Annotated in this window: 20 protein-coding genes; 10 read left to right on the top strand and 10 right to left on the bottom strand. The window is 58.3% G+C overall.

Features of this window, described 5'->3' with window-relative positions; translation table 11 throughout:
- Positions 1-73 precede the first annotated feature (73 nt).
- Both AC1DWZ_RS02130 and AC1DWZ_RS02125 read right to left on the bottom strand, forming a co-directional pair.
- On the bottom strand, positions 74-1594 hold the full coding sequence (locus tag AC1DWZ_RS02130; protein ID WP_477167211.1) for a Y-family DNA polymerase: 1521 nt from the start codon (positions 1592-1594) through the stop codon (positions 74-76).
- Complete coding sequence (locus tag AC1DWZ_RS02125) at positions 1509-2183, bottom strand: ImuA family protein (protein ID WP_477167210.1); 675 nt, start codon at positions 2181-2183, stop codon at positions 1509-1511. Before AC1DWZ_RS02125 ends, AC1DWZ_RS02130 begins: the two co-directional genes overlap by 86 nt.
- A gap of 289 nt (positions 2184-2472) precedes the next feature.
- On the opposite strand from AC1DWZ_RS02125, the gene AC1DWZ_RS02120 reads away from it, so the two are divergent.
- From AC1DWZ_RS02120 to AC1DWZ_RS02110, 3 genes are all read left to right on the top strand, one after another.
- A complete protein-coding gene (locus AC1DWZ_RS02120; RefSeq protein WP_477167209.1) occupies positions 2473-2889 on the top strand; it encodes a hypothetical protein in 417 nt (138 codons plus the stop codon).
- Between the two features lie 263 nt (positions 2890-3152).
- A complete protein-coding gene (locus AC1DWZ_RS02115) occupies positions 3153-3542 on the top strand; it encodes an ABC transporter permease subunit (protein ID WP_477167208.1) in 390 nt (129 codons plus the stop codon).
- 3 nt (positions 3543-3545) lie between these two features.
- Positions 3546-4370 carry an ABC transporter permease gene (locus AC1DWZ_RS02110; RefSeq protein WP_477167207.1) on the top strand — a complete coding sequence of 275 codons (825 nt, stop codon included), beginning with the start codon at positions 3546-3548 and terminating at the stop codon, positions 4368-4370.
- 42 nt (positions 4371-4412) lie between these two features.
- Here AC1DWZ_RS02110 and AC1DWZ_RS02105 read toward each other — a convergent pair whose 3' ends face one another.
- From AC1DWZ_RS02105 to AC1DWZ_RS02075, 7 genes are read right to left on the bottom strand one after another with little or no spacing between them, the layout of a single operon-like run.
- Entirely contained in the window at positions 4413-6446 is a 2034-nt protein-coding gene (locus AC1DWZ_RS02105) for an oxidoreductase (RefSeq protein WP_477167206.1), read from the bottom strand.
- Positions 6443-7690, bottom strand: coding sequence for a Tm-1-like ATP-binding domain-containing protein (locus AC1DWZ_RS02100; protein ID WP_477167205.1), 1248 nt, complete (start codon positions 7688-7690; stop codon positions 6443-6445). The genes AC1DWZ_RS02105 and AC1DWZ_RS02100 overlap by 4 nt, the downstream gene beginning before the upstream one ends.
- Before the next feature lie 6 nt (positions 7691-7696).
- The gene (locus tag AC1DWZ_RS02095) at positions 7697-10165 is read right to left on the bottom strand and encodes an FAD-dependent oxidoreductase (protein ID WP_477167204.1); all 2469 of its coding nucleotides are present in this window, start codon (positions 10163-10165) and stop codon (positions 7697-7699) included.
- A 19-nt stretch (positions 10166-10184) separates the two neighbouring features.
- The gene (locus AC1DWZ_RS02090; RefSeq protein ID WP_477167203.1) at positions 10185-11480 is read right to left on the bottom strand and encodes an aromatic ring-hydroxylating oxygenase subunit alpha; all 1296 of its coding nucleotides are present in this window, start codon (positions 11478-11480) and stop codon (positions 10185-10187) included.
- A gap of 46 nt (positions 11481-11526) precedes the next feature.
- Positions 11527-12537: an ABC transporter permease gene (locus tag AC1DWZ_RS02085; protein WP_477167202.1), complete on the bottom strand. Its 1011-nt coding sequence runs from the start codon at positions 12535-12537 to the stop codon at positions 11527-11529.
- Positions 12534-14051, bottom strand: a complete 1518-nt coding sequence (locus AC1DWZ_RS02080; RefSeq protein WP_477167201.1) for a sugar ABC transporter ATP-binding protein — start codon at positions 14049-14051, stop codon at positions 12534-12536. The genes AC1DWZ_RS02085 and AC1DWZ_RS02080 overlap by 4 nt, the downstream gene beginning before the upstream one ends.
- The gene (locus tag AC1DWZ_RS02075; protein WP_477167200.1) at positions 14048-15184 is read right to left on the bottom strand and encodes a sugar ABC transporter substrate-binding protein; all 1137 of its coding nucleotides are present in this window, start codon (positions 15182-15184) and stop codon (positions 14048-14050) included. The genes AC1DWZ_RS02080 and AC1DWZ_RS02075 overlap by 4 nt, the downstream gene beginning before the upstream one ends.
- Before the next feature lie 229 nt (positions 15185-15413).
- Here AC1DWZ_RS02075 and AC1DWZ_RS02070 point away from each other — a divergent pair, with 229 nt between their 5' ends.
- The 4 genes from AC1DWZ_RS02070 to AC1DWZ_RS02055 all read left to right on the top strand — a co-directional run bounded on the left by AC1DWZ_RS02070 (position 15414) and on the right by AC1DWZ_RS02055 (position 18734).
- Positions 15414-16193 carry an IclR family transcriptional regulator gene (locus tag AC1DWZ_RS02070; protein WP_477167199.1) on the top strand — a complete coding sequence of 260 codons (780 nt, stop codon included), beginning with the start codon at positions 15414-15416 and terminating at the stop codon, positions 16191-16193.
- A 3-nt stretch (positions 16194-16196) separates the two neighbouring features.
- On the top strand, positions 16197-16853 hold the full coding sequence (locus AC1DWZ_RS02065) for an HAD-IA family hydrolase (protein ID WP_477167198.1): 657 nt from the start codon (positions 16197-16199) through the stop codon (positions 16851-16853).
- 151 nt (positions 16854-17004) lie between these two features.
- Entirely contained in the window at positions 17005-17973 is a 969-nt protein-coding gene (locus AC1DWZ_RS02060; protein WP_477167197.1) for a GlxA family transcriptional regulator, read from the top strand.
- Between the two features lie 320 nt (positions 17974-18293).
- Positions 18294-18734, top strand: coding sequence for a hypothetical protein (locus AC1DWZ_RS02055; RefSeq protein WP_477167196.1), 441 nt, complete (start codon positions 18294-18296; stop codon positions 18732-18734).
- Positions 18735-18770: 36 nt separating this feature from the next.
- Here AC1DWZ_RS02055 and AC1DWZ_RS02050 read toward each other — a convergent pair whose 3' ends face one another.
- Positions 18771-19079, bottom strand: coding sequence for a DUF433 domain-containing protein (locus tag AC1DWZ_RS02050; RefSeq protein ID WP_477167195.1), 309 nt, complete (start codon positions 19077-19079; stop codon positions 18771-18773).
- 96 nt (positions 19080-19175) lie between these two features.
- On the opposite strand from AC1DWZ_RS02050, the gene AC1DWZ_RS02045 reads away from it, so the two are divergent.
- The 3 genes from AC1DWZ_RS02045 (at position 19176) to AC1DWZ_RS02035 (ending at position 23071) form a co-directional block, all read left to right on the top strand.
- The gene (locus tag AC1DWZ_RS02045; protein ID WP_477167194.1) at positions 19176-19943 is read left to right on the top strand and encodes an SOS response-associated peptidase; all 768 of its coding nucleotides are present in this window, start codon (positions 19176-19178) and stop codon (positions 19941-19943) included.
- A gap of 111 nt (positions 19944-20054) precedes the next feature.
- Positions 20055-20891 carry a metallophosphoesterase gene (locus AC1DWZ_RS02040; RefSeq protein ID WP_477167193.1) on the top strand — a complete coding sequence of 279 codons (837 nt, stop codon included), beginning with the start codon at positions 20055-20057 and terminating at the stop codon, positions 20889-20891.
- A 122-nt stretch (positions 20892-21013) separates the two neighbouring features.
- A complete protein-coding gene (locus AC1DWZ_RS02035; protein WP_477167192.1) occupies positions 21014-23071 on the top strand; it encodes an ATP-dependent helicase in 2058 nt (685 codons plus the stop codon).
- Positions 23072-23143: the final 72 nt, after the last annotated feature.

The raw sequence follows: 23143 nt of genomic DNA, 5'->3' as shown, positions 1-23143 counted from the left end.
ATGTGAGGCAGATAAATATGTCCATACCGGTTTCCTTAATCACTCTCTGATGCCCCGGGTTTCGGAATGTTGATCATCCGAACGTTCCATGCATGAACCATTGCTGCGATCCGGTATCGGCATGTTCACCGTCACCGGCTCGATATAGCCAGTAGCGTTCGCCAGCTTCATCTTCGACCTGAAAATAATCGCGAACAGTCGCCAACTCGGCATCGCGCTTCCACCACTCTCCAAAAACTCTCTCTGGCCCATCAGCACGCTTCACCTTTCGGCGCACGCCGCGCCAAGTGAAAGTGACTGGCGGCTGATCCGGCAGCAATGCCATCGCCTCAATGAGTTCGGGCCGAACGAGTAACCGAGTTGGCCGAGGCCAGTGCTTAGGCCAATCCTTGCCAGCGTCTAGAGATAGCGGTGCGACCCGCGCCACCGATCGCTCCGGAACGTCGCTATCAACTGGCGCAAACCGGTAAAGCCGCTTCTCACCAATACGATTGGTTAGTGTGTCGACGAGCCCAGAGATATCCACTTCAGGATCGGCGGTCAGAGAAGAGATCACCTGCTTAGCGCCCATGGGTTCAGCCAGCGTTGCCGACAACACCATGAGCTCGATGCCAAAACCAGGATCGATGGTTTCAACCTTTTCGCACAGCATCCGCGTGAGGCGCTTGATGTCCCGGGTCGGCAGCGCCATGCCGATGCGGATCGCTTGGTATCGGCTATCTACACGATGGCAGATCAAATCGAGGCGCTTGACGCCCAGCCCCTTTACTTCCAAGGCGGCACAGAGCTCCGGCACAAGCTGAGTGATATAGCGCTCAATCGTTTCGGCGGCGGCAATTGGCTCAGCGAATGGTCGCTGCACGGCGACAATATCTTCTGGACGAACCGGCGTAATGGGCTCACTGATCTTTCCGGTCACCTGATCCAACCGACGACAAACTTCCGGCCCAAAGCGCAGGGCCAACGGGGCTCTAGGCCGGTTCAGAAGTTCGCCAATTTGTTCGAAGCCGACTTCACGTAGCCCCCTGATCACATCCTTCGACAACCGCAAGGCTTCGGTGGGCAGACGTGAGACAGCGGCTTCGTTCCCACCAAACGGCACAATGATGTCGGGTTTCACGTGATACCGCGCAAGCGCGTGAGCGGCGCCCCAACTGTCGGCAATAGCCGCACGGACGGCGAATCCCGTATCACGAAGCTTAGCCATCAAGTTCCTCAGCATGGCCGTTTCCCCACCGTGGAGATGATCGGCACCCTCGGTATCGATGACGATTCCGTCCGGCGCATCGGTCGCGACCATCGGCGAATAGCGCAATGCCCAAGCGGCAAGCCGTTCCAAACCCTCCGCGTCTGCCTTAGGCTCGGCATTCATCGTGATTAGGCCCGGAACCAATGCCTGCGCCTTCGTGGCCGGCATACCGACATACAGTCCTCCCTCCTGAGCAGTGTGATCAGCAGCCAGAACGACACGGCGGCGGCCGTCCTGGCCGAGGAGGACCAACGGCGTGTCAGGCGACGGCGCCGCGGCCCCAAGCTTCCGCCGCACCCTGTCCGTGGACCAGGTCGGCAGGAAGACGGAGACGACCCTTGGCATCGCAGGCCTCCACTTCAAAATCTGCACTCTCTCCCGCCCGGCAGCGGATGAGTTCCACTTGCCAGCGCGCACGTCCCACACCCGGCACCGGAAGCGGTTCCGATGGGATCGTCGTCACCCGCCAGCGTGTCACCGAAGCCGTCGGTTGCCCAAAATCGACCGCTTCCGCCTGACGGCGCCAGCGGCGAATGGCGATGCCGATCGTGTTGTGCTTCTCTGCCGCCAACTGCAGTCGCCGAGATGCTGTCATCGGGAGACGCGCAACCTCACAGACAACTGCGCCAAGCCCACCATGAGAGAGACCCTCTTCAAAACACCCGAGCAGGGCCTTCTCGTCACCGGCCTCGACATAGATGACGCGGCCTGGCGCGAGACCAGCGAGTGAGATTGCCGGCGCAAAAAGATCCTGACGCGCGACGCACCACAACACCTTGCCCTTCGTGCGGGCAGCTATTCCCGCTGAGAAAAGCGCGGCCGCAGCACCATCGAGCGCTCCATTGCCGCCGCCCGCCACTTCGTGAAGCGCGCCCAAGGCGAGTCCGCCGCCGGGCAAACGCGCATCGATCTCGTTCACGCCAAAGGGCAGCACCTGGCGGCCAGCTCCTTTTCCGCCCTCAAGGCGCTCAATTTGAGCCCGAAGCTTAGCAATTGCAGGGATCGTGGCCGCTTCAGACATTTGGTTTTCCGAGACTTACCACTTGAGGTTGGAATTGACACGTTCTATCTTTGTTCTATTGTGATGCCTGGAGTCAATGAAGTCTTCAGCCGCTGTTGCGAGTGGAGACAGGTGGGGCTTCGTGCCGGCCGAAAACGGCGAGGAAAGTCAGAGGGTTGGTCTCGATTGGGCACGCGTTCCCAATCGTAAAATGGAGGAACTTATGTCCGATTTTTACGAGACGCCCAACCAGCCGCGAGAGGTTCTCGTCGCCGGCTACCTTACCTACTGGCTCGCCCGCGAGAAGGACGGCGATAGCGTGGAGGAGAGCTACGCCGCGGCCAGCGAAGCCATACTTGGCCTGCTGACGCATCTCGATCTCGGCGCAGCGCGCTTAATTGCCCGCGACATCATTGAATGGTCCCAGAGCCCGGAAGGCATGCAGTTCGCCGAGGGCATCAGCGAAGAAGAACGCGAAATAGCAGAGCATCGATACTTCGCTTGGGCGGATGGCATGGACTTTTGCGACGTGACGCAAGCGGCCACCGGAGATGTTCCATCGGGGCTAGCCGACAATCAAGAGGCACGCATAAGCGTGACCGCGACCGAAGACACACTCGATGTCGGAGGCCAGCAGTGATGCTTAAGATAACAATCGACGTATGGCCTCATGGAAATACTACGGGCTCGCTCTCATCGAGCGTTCGTCAGTCCTGACAGACAGACAGCGAGCCTGGCTGGAAGCCGATACAAAGTCAGAATTACGCAATTCGTGGCTAGCGCTGCTCGGTCCTTGTGACAGGCTTAGATCAGCCTCACTTTGCACGCACGGGATCAGATGCTCGGCAAGCTGCGCACACCTGAAGAATTGCCAACGTGGACCGCGACAGACCTTCGCCGTAAGTGGAGCGAGTTTGTTCGCGACCTGCGCAAACACAAGTTTATAGCCATTGTCGACAAAGGTCAGATTCTCACCGTTGCCGTCGAACCAGATCGCTCGGCGCTCCGCCCTACCGGGCGTTTCTGCGGGTTTATCTCCCGCTCTGCGCGCCAGGCATCGCGGCGGGCTCCCTCCTGGTCTTCATCCAGGCCTTAGGGGTCTATGTGACGCCTGTCCTGCTCGGTGGCCCGGACGACCAGGGTATCGCTGGCTACATTGGCTTCTACGTCCTCAAAACAGTGAACTGGGGTATGGCAGCGGCGCTATCGGTGCTACTCCTTGGCGCGACCGCCCTCCTCTTTGCCGCCTTTGCCAAGATCTCGTCCTTCGGCACCGCGAGAAAGGCGGGCTAGATCATGTCTCGTATTCCGTATGCAACCTTGGGCCAGCGCCTCACCCGCCGCATTCTGGCATGCACCACTATCCTGACATGCCTCTTTCTGCTGACCCCAATCCTCGCCATCGTCCCGCTATCGTTCAGCTCAGGATCGTTCTTTCATTTTCCTTTGCCCGGTCTGAGTTTGCGTTGGTATGAACAACTATTCACGGCTCCGCCCTGGCTGACCGCCCTAGGGAACACGATGTTCATCGGCGTCATCGCCATGGTGTTGGCGACTTTCCTCGGAACCTTGGCTGCCTTTGGCCTGTGGCGATGCCGGCTTCCCGGTCACAACGTCATCCGGGCAATCCTGATCTCACCCATGGTAGTGCCGGCGATCGTGGTTGGTGTCAGTTCCTACTATGCCTTTGGCGCGGTTGGTCTCAACAACAGCTACACTGGGTTGATTCTGATGCACACGATCCTAGGCAGCCCCTTCGTCGTCGTGACGGTCTCGGCATCGCTCGAGAGCTTCAACGAGGGGCTTCTCCGCGCAGCCTCGAGCCTCGGCGCACCGCCCGCAGCTGCATTCCGTTACGTTGTCCTACCGATCATTCTGCCAGGCGTCATGAGCGGCGCGGTGTTCGCGCTCGCAACCTCCATCGATGATGTCATCGTGGCTCTATTCGTCGCCGGACCTCACCAGCTTACTCTGCCACGGCAGATGTTTCTGAGCTCGAGCGACAACTTCGAACTGACTATTACCGCCGCCGCGTCGTTGATGCTGCTGTTTTCGATGGCGCTCATGGGTGCCGCCGAGCTCCTGAGACGCCGAGGTGAACGTCTTAAGCACCGCCCGTGAGCCGATTCAGGCAGCGACCTTCGCCGAACCTGGACTGCCTGGCTAAATGAACAGGACCGGCGTCTCTCGCTTCATGAGCGAAGCGTTGGTAGACTTACCCAGGTAGTTGCGCGCTGCCAAATGGCCAGCGAAGACCGCCGCCTGGATCGTTCCAGGCGCCGAACAGTCGCCAACGCGCGTATAGTGTGGTCCTTCGAGATCCTCAAACGCCGGATTGGGGAGCCGCGCCGTCACACTAACGAGTGTCCGCCCCTTGATACCCGCCATGACGGCCCCAGTGTCGGAACGCGAGAGCGTGAGCTCCTGCCCATCCCAGGCATCTGCCTGGGCATTTTGGTAGATTTTCACGCCAGCCGTTGCGAGGGCTTTGATCACACGCGGTTGCTCCAGCGTGTAAGCCATCCAACCCGCGATCTGGGGTAGCGGACAGACAAGATGCACTTCAATACCTTGTTTCGCCAAGTGCGCGGCGAGAACGTTGCCCATATAGTAGTGATCGTCGTCGTAGATGATAACGGGACCATCTACTGAGTGACCGCTCATGATGGCGTCCGGGGTGAGGGATGCGCCAGCAAACCCCGGAATTTGGTCAAACCGGGTTCGCCCGACGCCATCGTCCCGCCAATGGCCTCCTGTTGCGACAAAGACGTGATCAGCCTCAAAGGCAGCGACGTCGTCGCTCGTCAGCTCGTGCCCGGGATATATCATGACGTTCGCCATCTGAGAAAGCTGATAGAGGCGAAAGTCCCGCACGCGCGACCAGGCTCCAAGTCCTGTTAGCGCCGACTCTGTTGAGACGCGCCCCCCCAGTTGCTTGCTGCGATCGGCGATCGAGACTTCGTGTCCGGCTTTTGCAAGCACTAACGCGCATTCTAGCCCGGCGGGCCCACCGCCAACGACCAGGACGCTCTTCGGATTGACGCTTCGATCAATGATCTCCGGATGCCAGTCGCGGCGCCACTCTTCGGAGATCGTCGGATTCTGGGTGCAGCGGAGAGGGACTGAATAGGCGTCCGACGCCACACACATGTTGCAACCGATGCACTCACGAATATCTTCGATGCGCCCCTCCTTGATCTTGTTCGGAAGAAAGGGGTCCGCAATCGACGGCCTGGCCGCACCGATTAGGTCGAGGACGCCTCTGCGAATCTGAGATACCATGAGGTCCGCTGACGTAAACCGTCCCACGCCGACGACCGGCTTGGTCGTGACCTGTTTAACAAACGATGTGTATTTCTCTTGATGGCCCTCGACATCGAACCTGGACGTGCCGGAGTCTCGGCTCCAACCAGCGACGTTGACGTCCCAAAGATCGGGCACCTCGGCGAGCAATTCCACAGCTGCCCTGCCTTCATTGTCAAAGGTGATGGGGCTTCCGGGTTTGAAATCATGCACTGCCATGCGGATGGCGATCGCAATTTCGCCGTTCGCTTCCTCGACGCTGTCTTCGAGAACTTCGCGAAGGAGACGAATGCGGTTCTCGAACGAGCCGCCGTATTCATCCGTCCTGAAATTGTAGAGCGGCGAGAGGAAGTGCCAGAGCAGTGAGGCATCGTGGGCCGCGTAGACATAGGCAATGTCATAACCGGCCTTCTTTGCTCGAGCGACGGCCGCCCGGTGGCTCTTGCGGAAGTTGCGAATGTCCTCCCGGTCCATTGCCTTGGCTTGAATCGGTGCATCCGGTTTCAGAATCGGCAGGCATGAAGGTGCAAACACGGATTGGCCAGTTGCGATGTTTCTAGACCGGAGACCGGTGTGACCGAGTTCAATGGCTGTCAGGCTGCCAAAGGCTTTGACCTTCTCCACCATCCGCGCATGGGATTTTACATCTGTGTCGTCCCAGAATTTCTCCATGGGCAGATTGGAGATGTCCGATGTCGGGTCGATCTCCGCGAGCTGCATGGAGACAACACCCCAGCCGCCTTCCGCCTTCATCGCCCGCATGCCGATCGATCCATTCGGCATGAGTGGAGAGTGGCCGGTTGCGTGGGGCACCGCGTAGAAGCGATTGGGTGCCGTGACCGGTCCGATCTTTACCGGCTCGAAGAGGATGTCGTAGCGCGGATCGCGCGTCATTTCTTGCCCCGCGTAACGATGCCGCTCTCCACCCAACCATCGAAGATTTTGAGGACTTCCGCGCAGAACTCCGGATCGTTGATATGGCAGTCGATCTCCGTCAATTCGATCGGCGGCTTGATCGCAGAGCGCATCTCGTCGAGAAACGCCTCCAGGCCTTCAGGATCATTTGCCGGCTGTCCTTCCCGGTCCCACTCCTCGATCCCTCGACTGGTGAGGATCACGTGCACCGGCGCTTTTGCCTCCCCGAGACGGGTGGAAATCTCGATGGCCAGTTGCCGCCTTTCCTCGGGCGTGAGCGCAGCGGAGGCGAACAGGCGATTGTGGGCGTGATAGGGCCTGCCGACGAACCGTGCCGGCACGGCCTGCCAAGCCGCAAAATCAATGAGATCGGCAGATCCGGGTGAAAACAGCTGCGGGATACCGGCACGGCCCGCCGACAGCAGCCTGTCTCGCCCGCCATTGATGATCGAGCCGACCATCAGATTACCTAATTCCGGCGTCGCAAAATCCATCACCGCGGCAAACGCGCCGGCGGCCGCCAAGCCCTCAAACGCCATGCCCCCCATACCGGTTGCGTGGAAGATCGCTACCTCATAGCCCCGCTCCTCGAGGGCCGGCTTGAGGGTCTTCATGAAAGAGAGACACGAACTTCCCAGGCTCATCATGCCAATAAGCGGTCGATCACCGGCTGGACGCTCTACCGCCCGTGCCGCACCGAGGACCGCGCCGGCCGCCTGGCTAAGCGAGGAACGGCAGATTGAGTTCAACCCGTAGAGGCCACCCGCCCACAAGATCATCTGGATATCTGGGGCGAGCCGATCCGCCGGGATGATGGGGGAGAAGGAGATCGTAGAGATGATGTATTTTGGGACGCCCATCGGGAGGGCCCGAGCGCAATCCAAGGCAAGATCGGTGCCCATGCTGCCACCCAGGGCGATCAGGCCGTCGAACTTTCCATCCGCATAGAGCTGCCGGACAAGTTTCACCGCTCCGTCGGCCATGATCTGCATCGCCGAGTTCTCGTCCCCAGAATTCGCGACTTGGTCAATCGTGGATCCGGCCGACGCGGCCACGGCATGCTTCGAGAGGCTCACCTTCTCACCCGTGTCGCCGAGGACGCTAACGTCCATTGTGAGGGTCTGGCCACCCTGCTTCTCGATGCAACTGATGAGATATTTCAGCTCATCGGATTTCGTGTCGAAAGTCCCGATCACGAGAATTGTCTTGTCCGCCTTGCTCATCGCCCATCAACTCCGCATTTTCGAGCCACTCGGATCATAGAATGGCTCGAGCTTGACCTCGGCTCCATACCGTTGACCCGCAATCTGGAGCTCAAAGCCCCCATCTTCCAACCAAGCCTTGGACACACCCTTTTCGTTGTGGAGGGTCGCCATACCAAGGGCGCGCCCCACCCGGTAACCCCAGGCACCGGATGTTACGTGACCCACTAGAGTGCCGTCCCGCCAGATGGTCTCATTTTGGCTAATAAAAGGCCCGTCCGGATACTTACTCCCGGTCACCGCCAAGGTGACTGTTCGGTGGCGCGTCGGACCGCCTTCCGCCTTCTGCGCTCGCAGTGCTTCGCGGCCAAGGAAGTCATCGCGCTTGTCCAATTTGACGGCAAACCCTAGGCCGGTTTCGAAAGGCGTATCTTCCTCGGCGATGTCGTGCCCGAAATGACGAAAGGCCTTTTCCACGCGGCAATGATTCATAGCAAACATGCCCGCATGCCTCATTCCAAGCGGCGCACCCGCCCCCGAAATAGCTTCGTAGGTAGAGGCAGTGAACTCAGTTGGAATGAGCAGCTCAAAACCGAGCTCACCAAAGAAGGACCGGCGGACCGCCCAGGCCCGACCATAGCCGACATCGATTTCCCGCGCCGCGCCGAATGGGAACGCGTTGTTGGATAGCACGTCCGCAGATACTCGCTGGAGGATCTCGCGAGATTTCGGACCATGGAGACTCAGCAAGCTATAGCCCGACGTGGCATCAAACACCTCCGCTTTCCAGTCCGTGTCCATGTGCCGGAGTATCCATGCTCGGTCTCTGATCTGGCTGGGATGGCCGGTCACGATGATGAACTGTTCCTCCCCGGTGCGGGTTGCGGTTACATCCGCCTCGATACCACCTCTGGCGTTAAGGAACTGGGTGTAGACAGAGGTTCCGACCTCAACATCCATCTCCGCACCGCAGACCCTGTTAAGGGCCTTGGCCGCGTCACGTCCCTGAACAACGAGCTTTCCATACATCGATTGATCAAACAGGATCGCGGAATCCCGGGCCGCCAAGCACTCCTCCTCTACCCGCGAGGACCACCCGTGGTGCCAAAGTGTCGGCTCAGTCGGCCACGTTCCGCTCTCAGTATCAAAATACATCGGCACTTCCCAGCCAATGCGTTCTGCAAACACTGCACCCTTGTTCTTGAGATCAGTATGAAGCGGCACTCGGCGGACACCCCTTGCCGTCTCGATCTGGCGACCAGGCCAATGCAGACCCCAATGCAATCCCACCGCTTCGCCGACACGCTCCTTGAGATAGTGCGCGTTACTTTGGAAGGGGTGTGCCCGCACCGTCAGAAGCGATGACATACCGCGCTTCGGCATCCCCTCAATCATCCATTCGGCCATTGTGAGGCCGGTGCCGCCGGACATCAGGATTCCGTTTGAATTCATGCCGGCCGCAATCCAGAGACCCTTCATTTCAGGGGCGGGGCCAAGATATGGCCGCCCATCCGGCGTAAAACTCTCAGGACCGCAGAAAAAGGTCTTGATGCCCATATCTGCCAAGGCTGGCATACGGCTGAAGATCGTCTCAAGCACCGGTGCGGCATGGTCCATATCGAACGGCAGTTCGTCGAACTCGAAGCTTTCTGGAATGCCGTCCTGCCCCCAGGGTTTGCCACGCGCCTCGAAGCCACCGATGAGGAGCTTTCCCGCGTCTTCTTTCCAGTAGCTGCGCTCCTCCAAGACGACCAGGCCCGGCAGCGTCTTCGGTAAGCCATCGATGGCCTCGGTCAGCACATAGAAGTGCTCCGCTGCGTGGAGTGGAACCGTCACGCCGTGCGCCTTGGCAAAGCCGTGGGTCCACATGCCACCGGCCAGGAGGACTTTCTCGGTGGCAATAACGCCGTCCTCCGTCTCAACACCGATCACCGCGCCGTTTCGCGTCAGGATACGCGTCGCCTTCGTCTCTTCGAAAATGCGAGCGCCACGCTGACGTGCACCCTTCGCCAGAGCCTGTGTCACATCGAGAGGATTGACCTGCCCGTTGGATGGCACGAAGAACCCGCCAATCACGCCTGTGTAATCCACCAGCGGCCATTGAGCCTGAAGTGCCGGGATGTCCAAGAGATGGCTCTCGATCTCCATCCGCCGCGCATGATCGTGGTTCCGCCTTAGCTGCTCCATGCGGATGTCGGACAGGGCGAGGTGAATCGTTCCATTCTGTTTATACCCGGTTCCCTGACCCGTCTCTTCCTCCAAGTCAAGGAAGAGTCTCGCCGTATACTTTGAGAGCTCGGTCTGTGCCTTGGACTCGCGAAGTTGGCCGACAATCCCCGCCGCGTGCCAGGTCGTGCCCGATGCAAGTTTTTTGCGCTCCAACAACACCGCATCCGCAACGCCACGCTTCGCCAGATGATAGAGAGTAGAGACACCGATAATACCGCCGCCGATGACGACAACGGAGGCGGTCGCCGGCAGTGCTTGTTTAGTCATTTTGAAACCTTGACTGTCGTTAGCTGACTCTTGCGTGAACTCGCGCCACATCCCCGTCCGGAGACTGTCCTTGCGAAAGGCAGGCTATGAGCTTGGCGACATACCAGGCCCCGAACTCCGCGATTCGTTGCTCTTGCTGGGAATAGCGCCCCGGCTCATAGGCGCGTGACAGGACGCCAAGCTGATTGTTCTCGGTGATGGTCTTGTCTTCGGCGAGCGTAATGTCCCAGAGCTCCATCAAGCGGTCGACTTCGTAATCCCGCCCCTCTTCGGCGGCTCTGTCGACCAGCCAGATTGCCTCGATATCAGTCGATAGCGGCCCTACAGGAATGAACCTGAAGATGATCGCGTGATCATTGTTGAGCAGGATGGTGTTCACGATGTTGAATGTAATCCCGGTTTGCCCGCCATCATATTGATCGAAGTCGCCCATCAGTTTGGCGATTGGCTTCCCGTCGACGGTCTCGGTCTTTGAGTCCTGGCCTATCGGTAGCCTATTCGCAGATTGAAAGTAGGCACTCTCCGGACCATCGGCGAACATGCCCGTGAGGTAGCCTTTTGCTGCGGTCTGGGCCTCCCAGGCCCGAAGTGTCCCAGCATACTGTTCCGCCAGCTTCTCTTCGGCCGAACCAGCACCGGCTCCAAAGGCTAAGAGCTTCAGATTGTCGTGAATTGAGCAATAGGTTCTATGCGCTGAACGGCAATGGTAACATTCATAGAAATTCTCCACACAGAGCTTCCAGTTCGCCGCGGTGGGATAGCGGCGTCGGGCCGCCACCTTCGCTCGACCGGTGCCGTGCGGGACCAGGAACGGAAGCGTCGGTGAAATGAAGGGCCGAAACTCCGGTGGGTTCCCCTTGGACAAATTCAAGAAGATCAGACCATGCGCGACGTTTACGTGACATGGATGTAGCCCCGCGCCAGCCCGGTCAAAGTCGTCCGCCATATGGTTCGCAGCCCGAAGTTTTCCGTCGAGATCATAGACCCAAGAATGGTAGGGGCACCTGAACGCCTTCGTCGAACCCGCGTGGTCCAGGCAGACGCGCGACCCGCGGTGACGGCAGACATTGTAGAAGGCCCGCACGACGTTGCCGGTATCTCGAACAACAATGATGCTCTCCGATCCCCACTCCGTAACGAAATAGTCCCCGCGTTTTGGAATTCTGCCCTCGTGATCTATCAGGAGCCACTGGGATTGGCCGAGAAGGTCCACATCCCGCTGATAGACCTCTTCGGCGGTGTAGAGCGACTGGGGAAGACTGTAGCCTGACCGCCAAGCGGAGGCCGCGAAGGCGATGTCTGTCTCGCTGCTCATGAGATGTGGTCCTTCATCAAACTGCGACGTTCGGTTCTCTGCGATGCTAACGCCGGCTTCGCCCGAGGAAGCGCGCCAAGCTTACACCCAGGATCAGTGCGCTACCATTGACGAGGTCATTGACATAGACATCAGCGCCGGCAAGATTGAGGCCGCTGTTGAGTGTCGCCAGGAAAATGACGGCGACGATGACGCCCGCCACATTGTATCGTCCCGGCAAGATGGACGCGGTGCTGAGAAATGCGGCGGCGAGTGCCGGCAGCGTGAAGGTCTCACCGACACGAGGATTGGCGCCACCGGATCGGGCGATCTGCAAGAAGCCGGCGAGACCCGCGAGCAGGCCCGACAGCATGAACACTTGCAGTTGCGTCCGGCCGACATTGATGCCGACCAGTTTGGCAGCCGAGAGATTGGAGCCCATCGCATAGAGGTGCCTGCCGAATGGCGTGAACGAGACGATGTAGGCGCTCGTCAAGGCGATCACACCAAGAGCAAACACTGGTAGCGGGATTCCAAGAAATGCACCGGATCCGAACGATGACAGCGCATGCGGGATACCGCTGACAATGCTGACGCCTTTGGTAAGCCACACCACGACTCCGTGGATGATGATCGACGTGCCCAAGGTCGTGATCAGCGAGTTCACACCAGCCTTGGCAATCAAGAGGCCGTTAATGAATCCGACTGCTGTCCCGGTCAACGCTGCCACCGCAATCGCCAGCGGCCATGGAACGCCGGCGACCATCGCACTTGCTGCCGTAATTGACGACAATCCCAGCGTCGCGCCGACGCTGACATCGAATTCATTCGTGATGAGCGGAAGAAATGCGGCGAGAGCGACAATTGCCAGAACAGCTTGATTGCCAATGACAATGCGAAAGTTCGCCGTCGTCAGGAACATCTCGGCCGTGACCGGCCACAGCGAGAAGAATACCGCGATGAGAAGGGTAAACCCAACCAGAGTATAAGCTTCGGCCCATCGCGAAAGCGATGCCATTGGCGCCTTCTGGCCGCTGCTTTGTTTGGCTGTGTCTGTGAGACTGGCTTGGTCGTTCATGCTACTTTCCTGGCGTAAGCCGCATCATGAAGGCGTTTCGAACTGAGGTCACTTCCCGCGAGCTCAGTGACGATGCGGCCGGCATTTAGGACGATGACGCGATGGCAGAATGTGGCGAGCTCAGCGAAGTCCGACGAGACGATGATCGCCGTCGCACCACGGGAGGCGACGTCCGCGATGAGCCCATGGATATCCGCCCGCGCACCGATATCGACGCCCTGGCTGGGTTCATCCAAGAGAAGGAGCTTGGGGTTTCTTGCCAACCAGCGGCTCATGATGGCCTTCTGCTGATTGCCTCCGGAGAGCTGGTTGATCTGGAGATCGACATTCCGCGGCTTAAGCCCCACGCGATCTGCCAGAAGATTGGCGTCATCTCGCTCGCGTTGCCGATTGATCCTGAAGCGCTCCCAATACTCCCGAATGCGCGCGATTGACATATTGTTCGCAATCGTCAGGCCTGGGAGCAGCGCATCAGCAATGCGATCTTCCGGCACATAGGCTATGCCTTGCGCCATTGCAGCGTTTGGCCCCGCAGTCCGAACGTCTACGCCATCCAAACGGATAGTTCCGCCGTCGCGTTGTCGGATTCCGAAGATGGAGCGCAACAGCGTGCTACGCCCGGATCCCACCAACCCGGCAATCCCAAGGATCTCACCTTTGCGCGCCTTGAAGGAGATTCCCTTGAGGGGTCCGACGGTCAGGTCGTCGATCTGGAGAAGTATTTCGCTCGAATGCGGCGGCAATGCGCGCAGATCAAGCGCACCGCCTCCAGAAATGAGAAGAACCAGGTTTTCGTGAGAGATTTCGTGTCGCGAGAGGCGTCCCGCGACCTTGCCATCCCTTAGGATCGTTACCGCATCGGCGAGGTCCATGACCTCTTCTAATCGATGCGTAACGATGATGATCGTCTGGCCCGCAGCCGCAAAACGGCGCAGCGCGTCACTGAGGCGCAATACCTCGGGGGCCGATAGGCTTGCCGTCGGCTCATCCAATATGAGGATACCTTCAGAGCTGTTCTCCTGGTCTTGGAGCGCCCTCGCGATCGCCACCATCATTTGTGTAGCCGGCCGCAGCTCCTCGAGCGCTTGATCGGGATCCGCATCAATCTCGAAGCGCGCTAATACCGCTCTGGCTCTCTCGCGAACGCGAGACCAAGAGATCGAACCGGCGACACCTCGCTCGAATCCGCGTCCAAGCGACAGGTTCTCCGCAACAGTCAGAGTTGGAAATGTCGAGGAGTGTTGATGCAGGACGTGAACGTCATGCGAGGCCGAGGCGGACGTCGAAAACTCCCCAGCGGAGTATGTCACCTGGCCGAGGCCAATGCTTCCGCTTGAGGCTTTTTCTACCCCGGCCAAGATACGTATAAGTGTCGATTTTCCAGATCCATTGCCGCCGAGTAAAGCGTGGATTGTTCCACGCTCTACTTCGATGTCGATGTTGTCCAGGGCACGGGTGGAGCCGTAATTCTTAGAGAGTCCGTGCACCTGGACAGCAATCGGGTAGCTGCTCATTGAGCGACGCCCCAGGCCTCCTTGAAGGCAGATCGGAAGTCGATGGATGCCTCGAAGGCACCGACGGTTCCGGCATTATGGTCCTTATCGTAGACCTGAAGGCCCGCCCCGGAGCTTACCGGCGGCTGGTTCTGGAAGATGCGGTTGAGATTGTCGACGGCCGAATATCCCTCCCACACACTGGGAATGCCCACGCCGGCGGTCACCTGCTTGCTTCCCGCGCGCACCAGATTCATGGTCGCCTCCTGCCCTTCCGCAGCGACAACGATGACGTCACGGCCGGATGCTTCGATGGCGGCGCCCATGCCGCTCAAGACAACCGAGTCAGCAGGAACCGCAATTCCGTTGGCTTTGGGAAAGCGCAAAAGCGATTGTTCCGCGAGCTGCTGCAGCTGTGGGCCTTGAAAGCCGTAGCTGAAGTTGACTTCGTGGACGACGCAGTCGGCGCAACGCTTGAGCTCGTTGATCGTCGCCTCGCTGTTGAGCTTAGAAATGAGGACCTCGTCACTCACGAAGACGATGACCTCTGCTTTCCCGCCTGTTTTTGCGATCAGGTAATCGGCCTGCCATTTGCCATACTGCTTCACCCAGTCGATGACGTTGCCCTCGACATAAGAGACAGTGGCGTCGAAGAGCGGCTTTTCGGCCGGATCGGTGATATTGCAATCAGCTCCCTCGATGCCGAGCACCTTGAGGCCGGCCGCGCGAGCCTCTTCCAGAGGCGCTTTGATACCGGCGCAATCCGCGCCGGCAATGACAACGGCGTCATATTTCGCGGCAATTGCTTGCCGGATGCCGTTGCCCATCGTGGCGGGATCGTATTTGCCATCGAACGTTGTCGTGCTCCACCCGAGCAACTCGCCGGCCTCGGTGATGCCCTGCGCCTGGGCGGCGCACAGGCTGACATCCTGGCTGCAGGAAATAACCCAGATCTTCTTGTCCTTTACAGGCGCGGGCGCATCTGCCTGCGGCTTCTGGTAGGTGCCCTTATAGAGTTCGTCCAGGGTTGGAAAATCGTCAGCATTCGCGCTCGATGCGAACATCGTCGTGCCCACCAGGGCAAGCAGCGCCAGTCGGCGGCCCTTCGCTGCCGTGATGGACGTGGCGCGGTATCCCTTCAATTTCTTAAGCATCGTCATCTCCCTCACGGCGGTGCCGGAATGCCTCCCCCGGTCAGCGCCTCAGCCACACGATCCCCCGCCGCTCATGTGCGCAGGGGCGTTGCGAACTCGCCGTCGGCTCATTTATCGGTTCACTATTATCACCGACGGTGATAATATGTTGTTCTAAGGGCCGAGACCTGTCAATGTCTTTCTGAGGCATTGGGAGGCCGGCTATGGCCGAAGCCGATGTGGGGTTCACGTGCAGACCGTCGATAAAGCAATGCGAATACTGAGCTTTTTTACTCCGGGACAGCCGGAGATAGGATTGAGCGAGCTTGCGCGAATTGCCGAATTGGATAAGGCAGCAACCCGTCGCTTTCTCGTCTCGCTCGAGAAGCACGGGTTCATTGAGCAAAACGCGGCCACCAAGAAGTATCGACTTGGCTCGGCCTTCCTGCGCTTTGCGCGGATTCGAGAGGCCACCTTTCCCCTCGCCTCGATTGTTCAGCCGGTGCTCGATCGCCTGGCAACGACGTTGGGCGAGACAGCCCACGCCTCCATTGCGTCAGGCGATAACTTGGTCACGATCGGCGTTGCGGAACCCCAACGATCGACCAGGGTTTATGTCGACCCTTCCCAGCTACTGCCCATCCACGCTACGGCGTCGGGCGTTGCCTACTTGGCGTTTGCACCAGAAGAAGCTCGAGAGCTTTACCTTCAGACAGCGCAGCTCGAACGCCACACAAATAGCACCGTCACGTCGGTCGCCGAACTCCGTAAGCGCGTCAAAACTGCGATGGAGGAAGGCTTCTATATGGCTGACCGCAGTTTCGAGGATGACGTGATCGGCATTGCGGCGCCGGTCTTCGATTGGTCCGGTCAGTCGTTCGGTGCGATCTCGGTCGCGTCAATCGCCTCTCGAATGACCGACGAGACCCGTGCGTTGATCGCATCTTCAATTGTTCAGGCAGCCGTGGAGATCACTCGCTCTACCGGTGCCGAACCTCATCCATCATTACTTCGCGAATCAAAGGACTGACTTATGCCAGGGCAGCAAAAGGCACTCGTGCTCGATTTCGGTGGTGTTATCTCCCTTACTGAGTTCGAAACACACCGCACAACTGAAGAGACACTTGGTTTGCCGACGGGAACACTGACGTGGCGAGGTCCTTTTGATCCCTCAACCGATGTTCTCTGGCGCGCGATGCAGGCCGGCGATATCACCGAACGCCAGTATTGGATCATCCGCACCCGAGAGATTGGCGCGCTCATCGGTGAAGAATGGACGTCTCTCCCCCAATATCTGCAGCGTGTCGTGGGCGATGATCCGATGTCGAGCATTCGGCCTGAAGCGATCGATACGATCGGCAAAGCAAAATCTGCCGGTGTCCGATTGGCCGTCCTATCCAATGAATTAGATCTCTTCTATGGCGATGGTTATCGCGCTTCATTGCCTTTCATGTCTTCATTCGAAGCAGTGATCGATGCCACTTATACGAAAATTCTCAAACCGGATCCGCAAGCCTATGGCTTCGTCACGACGGCACTGGCAGTGGAACCCTCGGATTGCGTGTTTGTAGACGATCAGCCCAAGAATGTTCGGGGCGCCGATGAGTTCGGAATGAAGGCTGTTCAGTTTGACGTTACCGATCCCAAGTCGGGTTTCGATCAAGCACTCTCCCTCCTCGGCTTGGGGTGAGGCGCCGCGTCACCTCTGAACCAAGGCGCAGGAAGGTTCAGAACGAATTCTTCCGAGCGTCCAGCACGGCATTGACGTCTCGAAACGGAGTCTAATCGCGCGAATCATGGGACCCGAACGTATTTCCACTCAAGGGGCGCAGACGCCTGACATGCCCCTTGCGATCGACTATCTCGACGGCGCCATCGAAGTCGCGATCCTCCTGCTCCCCGGCTTCGAGTTATTTGATCTCGCGGCCACGACCGATATTCTTGCGGCCACTCGCAAACTGGAGGGAGTGCCGAGGATAAGGTTTTGGACGATCGGGCTCACGCGCGAGCCGGTGATTGCGGGAGACGGGTCGTCCATCTCACCGCACAAGTCCATCGCTGACAAATGTGCAGCGGGGAACATAATCATCCTCGGGAGTCGATCAACATCACCGCGCGCCATTTCAGCCGCGGCTCGGTGGGTCCGATCGATGGTAAAGCCGTTCACGCGAACCTATGGAATAGGCCTTGGCGTCGTCGCGATGGCGGAGGCAAATCTTCTGGACGGCGTTACCACGGCGATGGACTGGCGCCTTATCGATCAGTGGCAAGATGCACATCCAGAAGTTCGATTCCAAGACCGGACATGGATTCGTTCGTCTCGGGTCGGAAGCTGCCTAGGGTTTGAAGCAACGATTATGCTGTGGCTCGAATTGATAGGCGCGCAGTTTGGAAGGAACGCAGCAAAGGAGCTCGCCCATGCACTCAACTACCCATGGTCTGACTTGAGCCGTGGTGAGGGGGTTCAATGGCCGGGGGCCCCTGTCTCACATCCGGCAATTCGTCGGGCAATTCATAGTATGAAGCGGCACCTCGAAAAGCCTCTTGGTCTTGAGGAACTGTGCGAGGCCGCCGGACTGAATACCGCTCGCACATTGGAGCGGCTCTTTCGCCAGCATACAGGCAAGTCCCCAATGCAGCTGTATCGTCAGTTCAGACTCGAATATGCCCGCCACCTGCTGGCGAACTCCGATCTTTCGATCCAAGAGGTCGCTCTGGCCGCAGGCTTCAAAACTCCATCGCATTTCGGCCGCTCTTACAAAGCGTGCTTTTCTGCGAGCCCCGGTGCGTGGCGTCAGGACATGCGGTAAACCGGCCACTGAGAACTACCTAGGACTATCTGTCATTCGCCGAAATGTCTTTGCCTTAGAAGGATCGTCGAATGAGGCTGAAGAGCCCGGGCACCTCACCTCTTTGTCACTGCCGCAGGCATGGAAGGAACATGGCGCGCAGCAGCTCGTGCACGAAATGCTGGATATGGCACTCTCACCGAGCGTTCGTCAGTCCTGACAGACTGACAGCGAGCCTGACCGGAAGCCGATACAAAGTCATAATTACGCAATTCGTGGCTAGCGCTGTTCGGTCCTTGTGACAGGCTTAGATCAGCCTAACTTTGCACGCACGGGATTAGATGCTCGGAAAGCTGCGCACACCTGAAGAACTGCCAACGTGGACGGCCACAGACCTTCGTCGGAAGTGGAGCGAGTTTGCTCGCGACCTGCGCAAACACAAGTTCATCGCCATTGTCGACAAGGGGCAGATTCTCACCGTCGCTATCGAGCCAGAAACATATCGCCGCATTCAGAAGGCAGCGACCGCCCGTGAAAAACGGACGAGCCGCATTCAACTCCTTGCAGCATTTCAGATAGCCCGGGATACCCTTGCCAACATCTTGAACGTCGAACCTGTTGCGAACGAGAGGATCGAGCGCTTGGCGGACATCTATATTCGAGAGCTACGAAATTATCTTCGGCCACTTGGCGGGGAGCTGGAGATCCAAGCACGGATCGGAAGTGAAAGCTTCAAGATCGATAGCTTCGAGGACGTTCTCTCGAACAATAATCGCACTTGAGGAGCGTGGCCGCATCGCGGAATGACCCGCTTCGGCCTACTGCCTAGGCCGGCGAGAAACAATCGACGTGCGCAGCGGCGGTTGGTTGCGCCAACTAGGCCCAGTGAGTTCAGGACGCTGGTGTTTTGCTGCATAGACGACGGCAAATTCAACCAGTTCTGCGGTCAACGACGGGTATTCCGCCAGTATGCAGTCCAGCGCCATACCTGCGCTTCTCATATCGGCTACCATGAAGACTGGCATGCGCGTGCCTTTCAGGACAGGTTCACCACCCACGATCTCCGGATCCTTGACAACAGCGGCGCGAGCCCGCGCGAGCAGTCGCCCAGTCATATCCTCAGGCATTGGAACGCCTCCAGGCACACCTCAAACCCAACTTCGGCACAATTCATTCCGTAGTTTGATTTGAGGTTGCCCAGACCCCAACACGTTTTATACCTTATGAGAAATTCCCAGGTCGACCAGCCAAGGCAAGGTGAGATGTGTAACCTCTATTCGGTCACAAAGGGTCAAAAGGCGATCATGGAAGCTGTCGACGCCATGATCGACAGCACGGGGAATTTGCCGCCAATGCCTGGTGTGTTTCCCGATTATGCCGCGCCAATCGTGCGCAACACCGCTAAAGGCCGCGAGCTATGCCTGGCTAGGTGGGGAATGCCCTCGTCACAAAAGGCTCAACTTGAGGCGACACAAAAGCGAGCCGATAAACTCCGGGCCAAGGGAAAGGAGTTCGACTTCAACGAGCTTCTTAAGATGGAGCCCGACAGCGGAACGACCAACATCCGCAATACGAAAAGTCAACACTGGAAGCGCTGGCTTGGGCCGGAGAATCGTTGTGTCGTGCCATTCACCAGCTTCTCCGAGAATGAAGATGCCCCCGGTGGTGGTCGACAGCCGGTTTGGTTTGCGATCGACGAAAGCCGGCCACTGGCATTCTTCGCCGGCATTTGGGCGAACTGGACGTCAGTGCGCAAAATTCGAGAAGGGTTAGTGACGACAGACCTTTATGGGTTCCTGACGACAAATCCAAATGCGGAGGTTGAAGCGATTCATCCGAAGGCAATGCCTGTCATCCTGCGGACGCGAGAAGAAATCGAAACGTGGATGATCGCCCCCGCAGACGACGCTCTGAAGCTGCAGCGCCCGCTACCAGACGGAAGCCTTACAATCGTGGCTCGGGGACCGAAGACAGACAGCGCGCTCGCTTGATAACTTCTCGAAGGCAAGCTGTCACACCACCCCGAGTATTTCTGCGGCCTCGACCCCGCCTGCCGCTAATTCCGGTTTGAAACTTGGATCTCCCCTCTCCAGTCTCGGCGAATGTTTATCGATATCGAACATTGGCCATGGCAACCGGCACCGGCGACCGCGGATCGCCCTCTATTCGCGATTGGTGACGTTCACGGACGCAATGACCTCTTGACCGCGTTGCTGGATGCCATCCGCAACCGAATAGAGGTCGATAACCTAGCGAGCAGTCTGGTCGTGCTGTTGGGGGACTATATCGATCGTGGCCCGCGAAACCTGGCAGCGCTGAACACCGTCTTCGATGCTGCACAGCACGACAGGCTGGAGCTTGTCCGATTGCCAGGAAACCATGAGCAGATGTTTCTCTGGTTTCTCAGTGAAACCACGAACTTGCAAGTGCCCCTTCAGCTTTGGTTTAAGAATGGTGGCAAGGAATTCGCGGTTGAGCTCGGCTGGCAGATGCGCGAGGCATTGGCAGAACCCGCGCGCTTCCAGCGAGAAGTGATAGATGCGCTCGGCTCATCGTTAATTGATCGCCTCTCGGCGCTTTCGAACCATTTTCGATCGGGCCAATACCTCTTCGTTCACGCCGGCATCCATCCGTTGATTGGTCTGGCCACCCTGAACAGGGATTGGCGCCGCGTGCCATATGGCATGAGGGCCGAGGATCTCGACCCGCTGTGGATCCGGGGTCCCTTCCTCACCCATCATGGTCCTTTCGAGGATGGCGTTATTGTGGTGCATGGCCATACGCCAAAAGATGAACCGGAATTGCTACCCAATCGGATCAACCTCGACACCAGGGCGTATGAAAGCGGCCGGCTGACGGCTCTTCAGATCCTCGGCGACCAAATGCGTATCATCCAGGCAGTGGGCGATCGACGCGAGAAGGCTAGGGGATGGCTGTGATCGGGCTGTTCGCGCCAGCAAGTAATTGATATATTTTGCTTATTTCTTACGTGTGTTTCGTATTGGCCTGGAACATAATTAGAACATAGACTGCCTGTCTAACTAATCCTTAGGCGGCAGCAATGAGCGCAGACGACTCAAAACCTTATCTCGAAGCGCTCAATGCGGAGCAGCGCGAAGCTGTTGAACATGGTGACGACGGCGACGATCGCCCTCTCCTCGTCCTCGCCGGCGCCGGGTCCGGCAAGACTAATACCCTTGCCCACCGGGTGGCCCATCGCGTCGTGAAGGGCGCCGATCCAAACCGGATGCTCCTCCTCACCTTCTCTCGTCGCGCCGCCCAGGAAATGAGCCGTCGTGCCGAAGCGATCGTGGCTAAGGCGACCAATTGCTCCTTACGGCTTCCGTGGGCCGGCACGTTTCACGCTATCGGCGCCCGATTACTGCGCGAGTTTGCCGTTCAGCTCGGACTTGAACCGCGCTTTTCCATTGCCGACCGCGGCGACGCCGCAGACCTCATGAACCTACTCCGGAACGATCTCGGATTCTCCGGCAAGGAATCCAGATTCCCGATGAAGGCTACGTGTCTGTCGGTCTACTCCCGTGTCGTGAACACCCAAGGATCAATCGACGAGATCTTGCGCGATGACTATCCCAAGTTCCGTCACTGGCAAGAGGAGCTGAGAGCGCTCTTTGCGGCATACGTGGACGCCAAGCACGCTCAGGCAATCCTGGACTACGACGATTTGCTGCTCTATTGGGCTCAGGCGATGATCGTCCCCGAAATCGCGCAGGCAGTATCTGGCAAGTTCGACAATATTCTCGTCGACGAGTATCAAGACACCAACAGCCTACAGGCGACGATCCTCCATGGGTTGCGGCCATCGGGCAAGAACCTCACGGTTGTCGGCGACGATGCGCAGTCGATCTATTCCTTCCGTGCAGCGACCGTTCGGAACATCTTGGACTTTCCCCGCCAATTCGCCAATGAAGCTCGCGTGGCTCTGCTCGAGCAGAATTACCGTTCGACGCGCCCAATCCTCGACGCCAGCAATGCCGTGATTGGTCTCGCACGTGAGCGCTTCACCAAGAACCTATGGTCCGCTAAGACAGGTGGCGACAAACCATCCGTCGTTATCGTGGACGATGAAACAGCCCAAGCGGAATTTGTGGTCGAGCGTGTTCTGGCAAATCGTGAAAACGGGCAAGCCCTCAAAGACCAGGCCGTCCTCTTTCGTGCCGGAGACCACAGCGATCGGCTCGAACTGGAGTTGACCCGGAGGAATATCCCTTTTGTCAAATTCGGTGGTTTAAAGTTCCTCGAAGCAAGCCATGTGAAGGACGTCCTGGCGATCCTGCGTTGGGCCACGAACCACAGAGATACGGTCGCGGCGTTCCGTGTCCTTTTGTTGTTTCCAGGTATCGGCCCCGCGACCGCCAGGAAGCTCGTTGACAAGCTGTCGCAAACGGACGATCCCGCCTACGTTCTTGCCCGTTTCAAGATGCCGGCCGCAGCGTCGCAGCTATGGCAAGAGTTTCACGCCACCTATTCATCACTTCGCACCCAGATTTCCGGTTGGCCGGTCGAACTCGAAGCCGTCGCCCGATGGTATGCTCCGCTCCTACAAGAGCAATACGAAGACGCACATGTGCGCGAAGCTGACCTCCAGCAATTGGTTCAAATCGCCAGTGGATATAGTTCCCGCGAGCAATTTCTCACTGATCTGACGCTAGATCCGCCCGACGCCATGAGCGACGAAGCCGGCGTTCCCTCGAAGGACGATGACTATCTCATTTTGTCGACGATCCATTCTGCAAAAGGCCAAGAGTGGCGTTCGGTGTTCGTCCTCGCTGTCGTCGACGGCTGTATCCCATCCGACCTTGGCACGGGAGAGCAAGATGACATCGAGGAGGAGCGCCGCCTTCTCTACGTCGCCATGACCCGTGCCAAGACCAGCCTACACCTTGTCCAGCCGCGGCGGTTCTACACCCACAATCAGCATCGGCTCGGCGATCGCCATGTGACGGCATCGCGGACCCGGTTCATTCCCTCGTCAATCCTTGACCACTTCCAGCAGGAATACTGGCCACCGCGCCGATCCCTCGACGAGGTGATTCAGGCGATCTCGCAGACGCAAGTCGTTGATCTGAAAGATCGGGTAAGGGCGATGTGGCGTTAACAAAGAGACAATTATCAATTTACTGAATTTTTGTTGTCCATTTTATTTTCCATTGTGTCTATTTCATTTGTC

The organism is Dongia sp. P2_B8 (assembly GCF_056404715.1).
The sequence above is the reverse complement of the archived record's forward strand: the minus strand, read 5'-3'. Positions and strand labels throughout refer to the sequence as shown.

What these genes read in the sequence shown, in the direction of transcription:
- AC1DWZ_RS02130 (WP_477167211.1), bottom strand. Translation starts at nt 1,594, where the DNA reads ATGCCAAGGGTCGTCTCCGTCTTCCTGCCGACCTGGTCCACGGACAGG.
- AC1DWZ_RS02120 (WP_477167209.1), top strand. Translation starts at nt 2,473, where the DNA reads ATGTCCGATTTTTACGAGACGCCCAACCAGCCGCGAGAGGTTCTCGTC.
- AC1DWZ_RS02110 (WP_477167207.1), top strand. Translation starts at nt 3,546, where the DNA reads ATGTCTCGTATTCCGTATGCAACCTTGGGCCAGCGCCTCACCCGCCGC.
- AC1DWZ_RS02105 (WP_477167206.1), bottom strand. Translation starts at nt 6,446, where the DNA reads ATGACGCGCGATCCGCGCTACGACATCCTCTTCGAGCCGGTAAAGATC.
- AC1DWZ_RS02100 (WP_477167205.1), bottom strand. Translation starts at nt 7,690, where the DNA reads ATGAGCAAGGCGGACAAGACAATTCTCGTGATCGGGACTTTCGACACG.
- AC1DWZ_RS02095 (WP_477167204.1), bottom strand. Translation starts at nt 10,165, where the DNA reads ATGACTAAACAAGCACTGCCGGCGACCGCCTCCGTTGTCGTCATCGGC.
- AC1DWZ_RS02090 (WP_477167203.1), bottom strand. Translation starts at nt 11,480, where the DNA reads ATGAGCAGCGAGACAGACATCGCCTTCGCGGCCTCCGCTTGGCGGTCA.
- AC1DWZ_RS02085 (WP_477167202.1), bottom strand. Translation starts at nt 12,537, where the DNA reads ATGAACGACCAAGCCAGTCTCACAGACACAGCCAAACAAAGCAGCGGC.
- AC1DWZ_RS02080 (WP_477167201.1), bottom strand. Translation starts at nt 14,051, where the DNA reads ATGAGCAGCTACCCGATTGCTGTCCAGGTGCACGGACTCTCTAAGAAT.
- AC1DWZ_RS02075 (WP_477167200.1), bottom strand. Translation starts at nt 15,184, where the DNA reads ATGCTTAAGAAATTGAAGGGATACCGCGCCACGTCCATCACGGCAGCG.
- AC1DWZ_RS02065 (WP_477167198.1), top strand. Translation starts at nt 16,197, where the DNA reads ATGCCAGGGCAGCAAAAGGCACTCGTGCTCGATTTCGGTGGTGTTATC.
- AC1DWZ_RS02060 (WP_477167197.1), top strand. Translation starts at nt 17,005, where the DNA reads ATGCCCCTTGCGATCGACTATCTCGACGGCGCCATCGAAGTCGCGATC.
- AC1DWZ_RS02055 (WP_477167196.1), top strand. Translation starts at nt 18,294, where the DNA reads ATGCTCGGAAAGCTGCGCACACCTGAAGAACTGCCAACGTGGACGGCC.
- AC1DWZ_RS02050 (WP_477167195.1), bottom strand. Translation starts at nt 19,079, where the DNA reads ATGCCTGAGGATATGACTGGGCGACTGCTCGCGCGGGCTCGCGCCGCT.
- AC1DWZ_RS02045 (WP_477167194.1), top strand. Translation starts at nt 19,176, where the DNA reads ATGAGAAATTCCCAGGTCGACCAGCCAAGGCAAGGTGAGATGTGTAAC.
- AC1DWZ_RS02040 (WP_477167193.1), top strand. Translation starts at nt 20,055, where the DNA reads ATGTTTATCGATATCGAACATTGGCCATGGCAACCGGCACCGGCGACC.
- AC1DWZ_RS02035 (WP_477167192.1), top strand. Translation starts at nt 21,014, where the DNA reads ATGAGCGCAGACGACTCAAAACCTTATCTCGAAGCGCTCAATGCGGAG.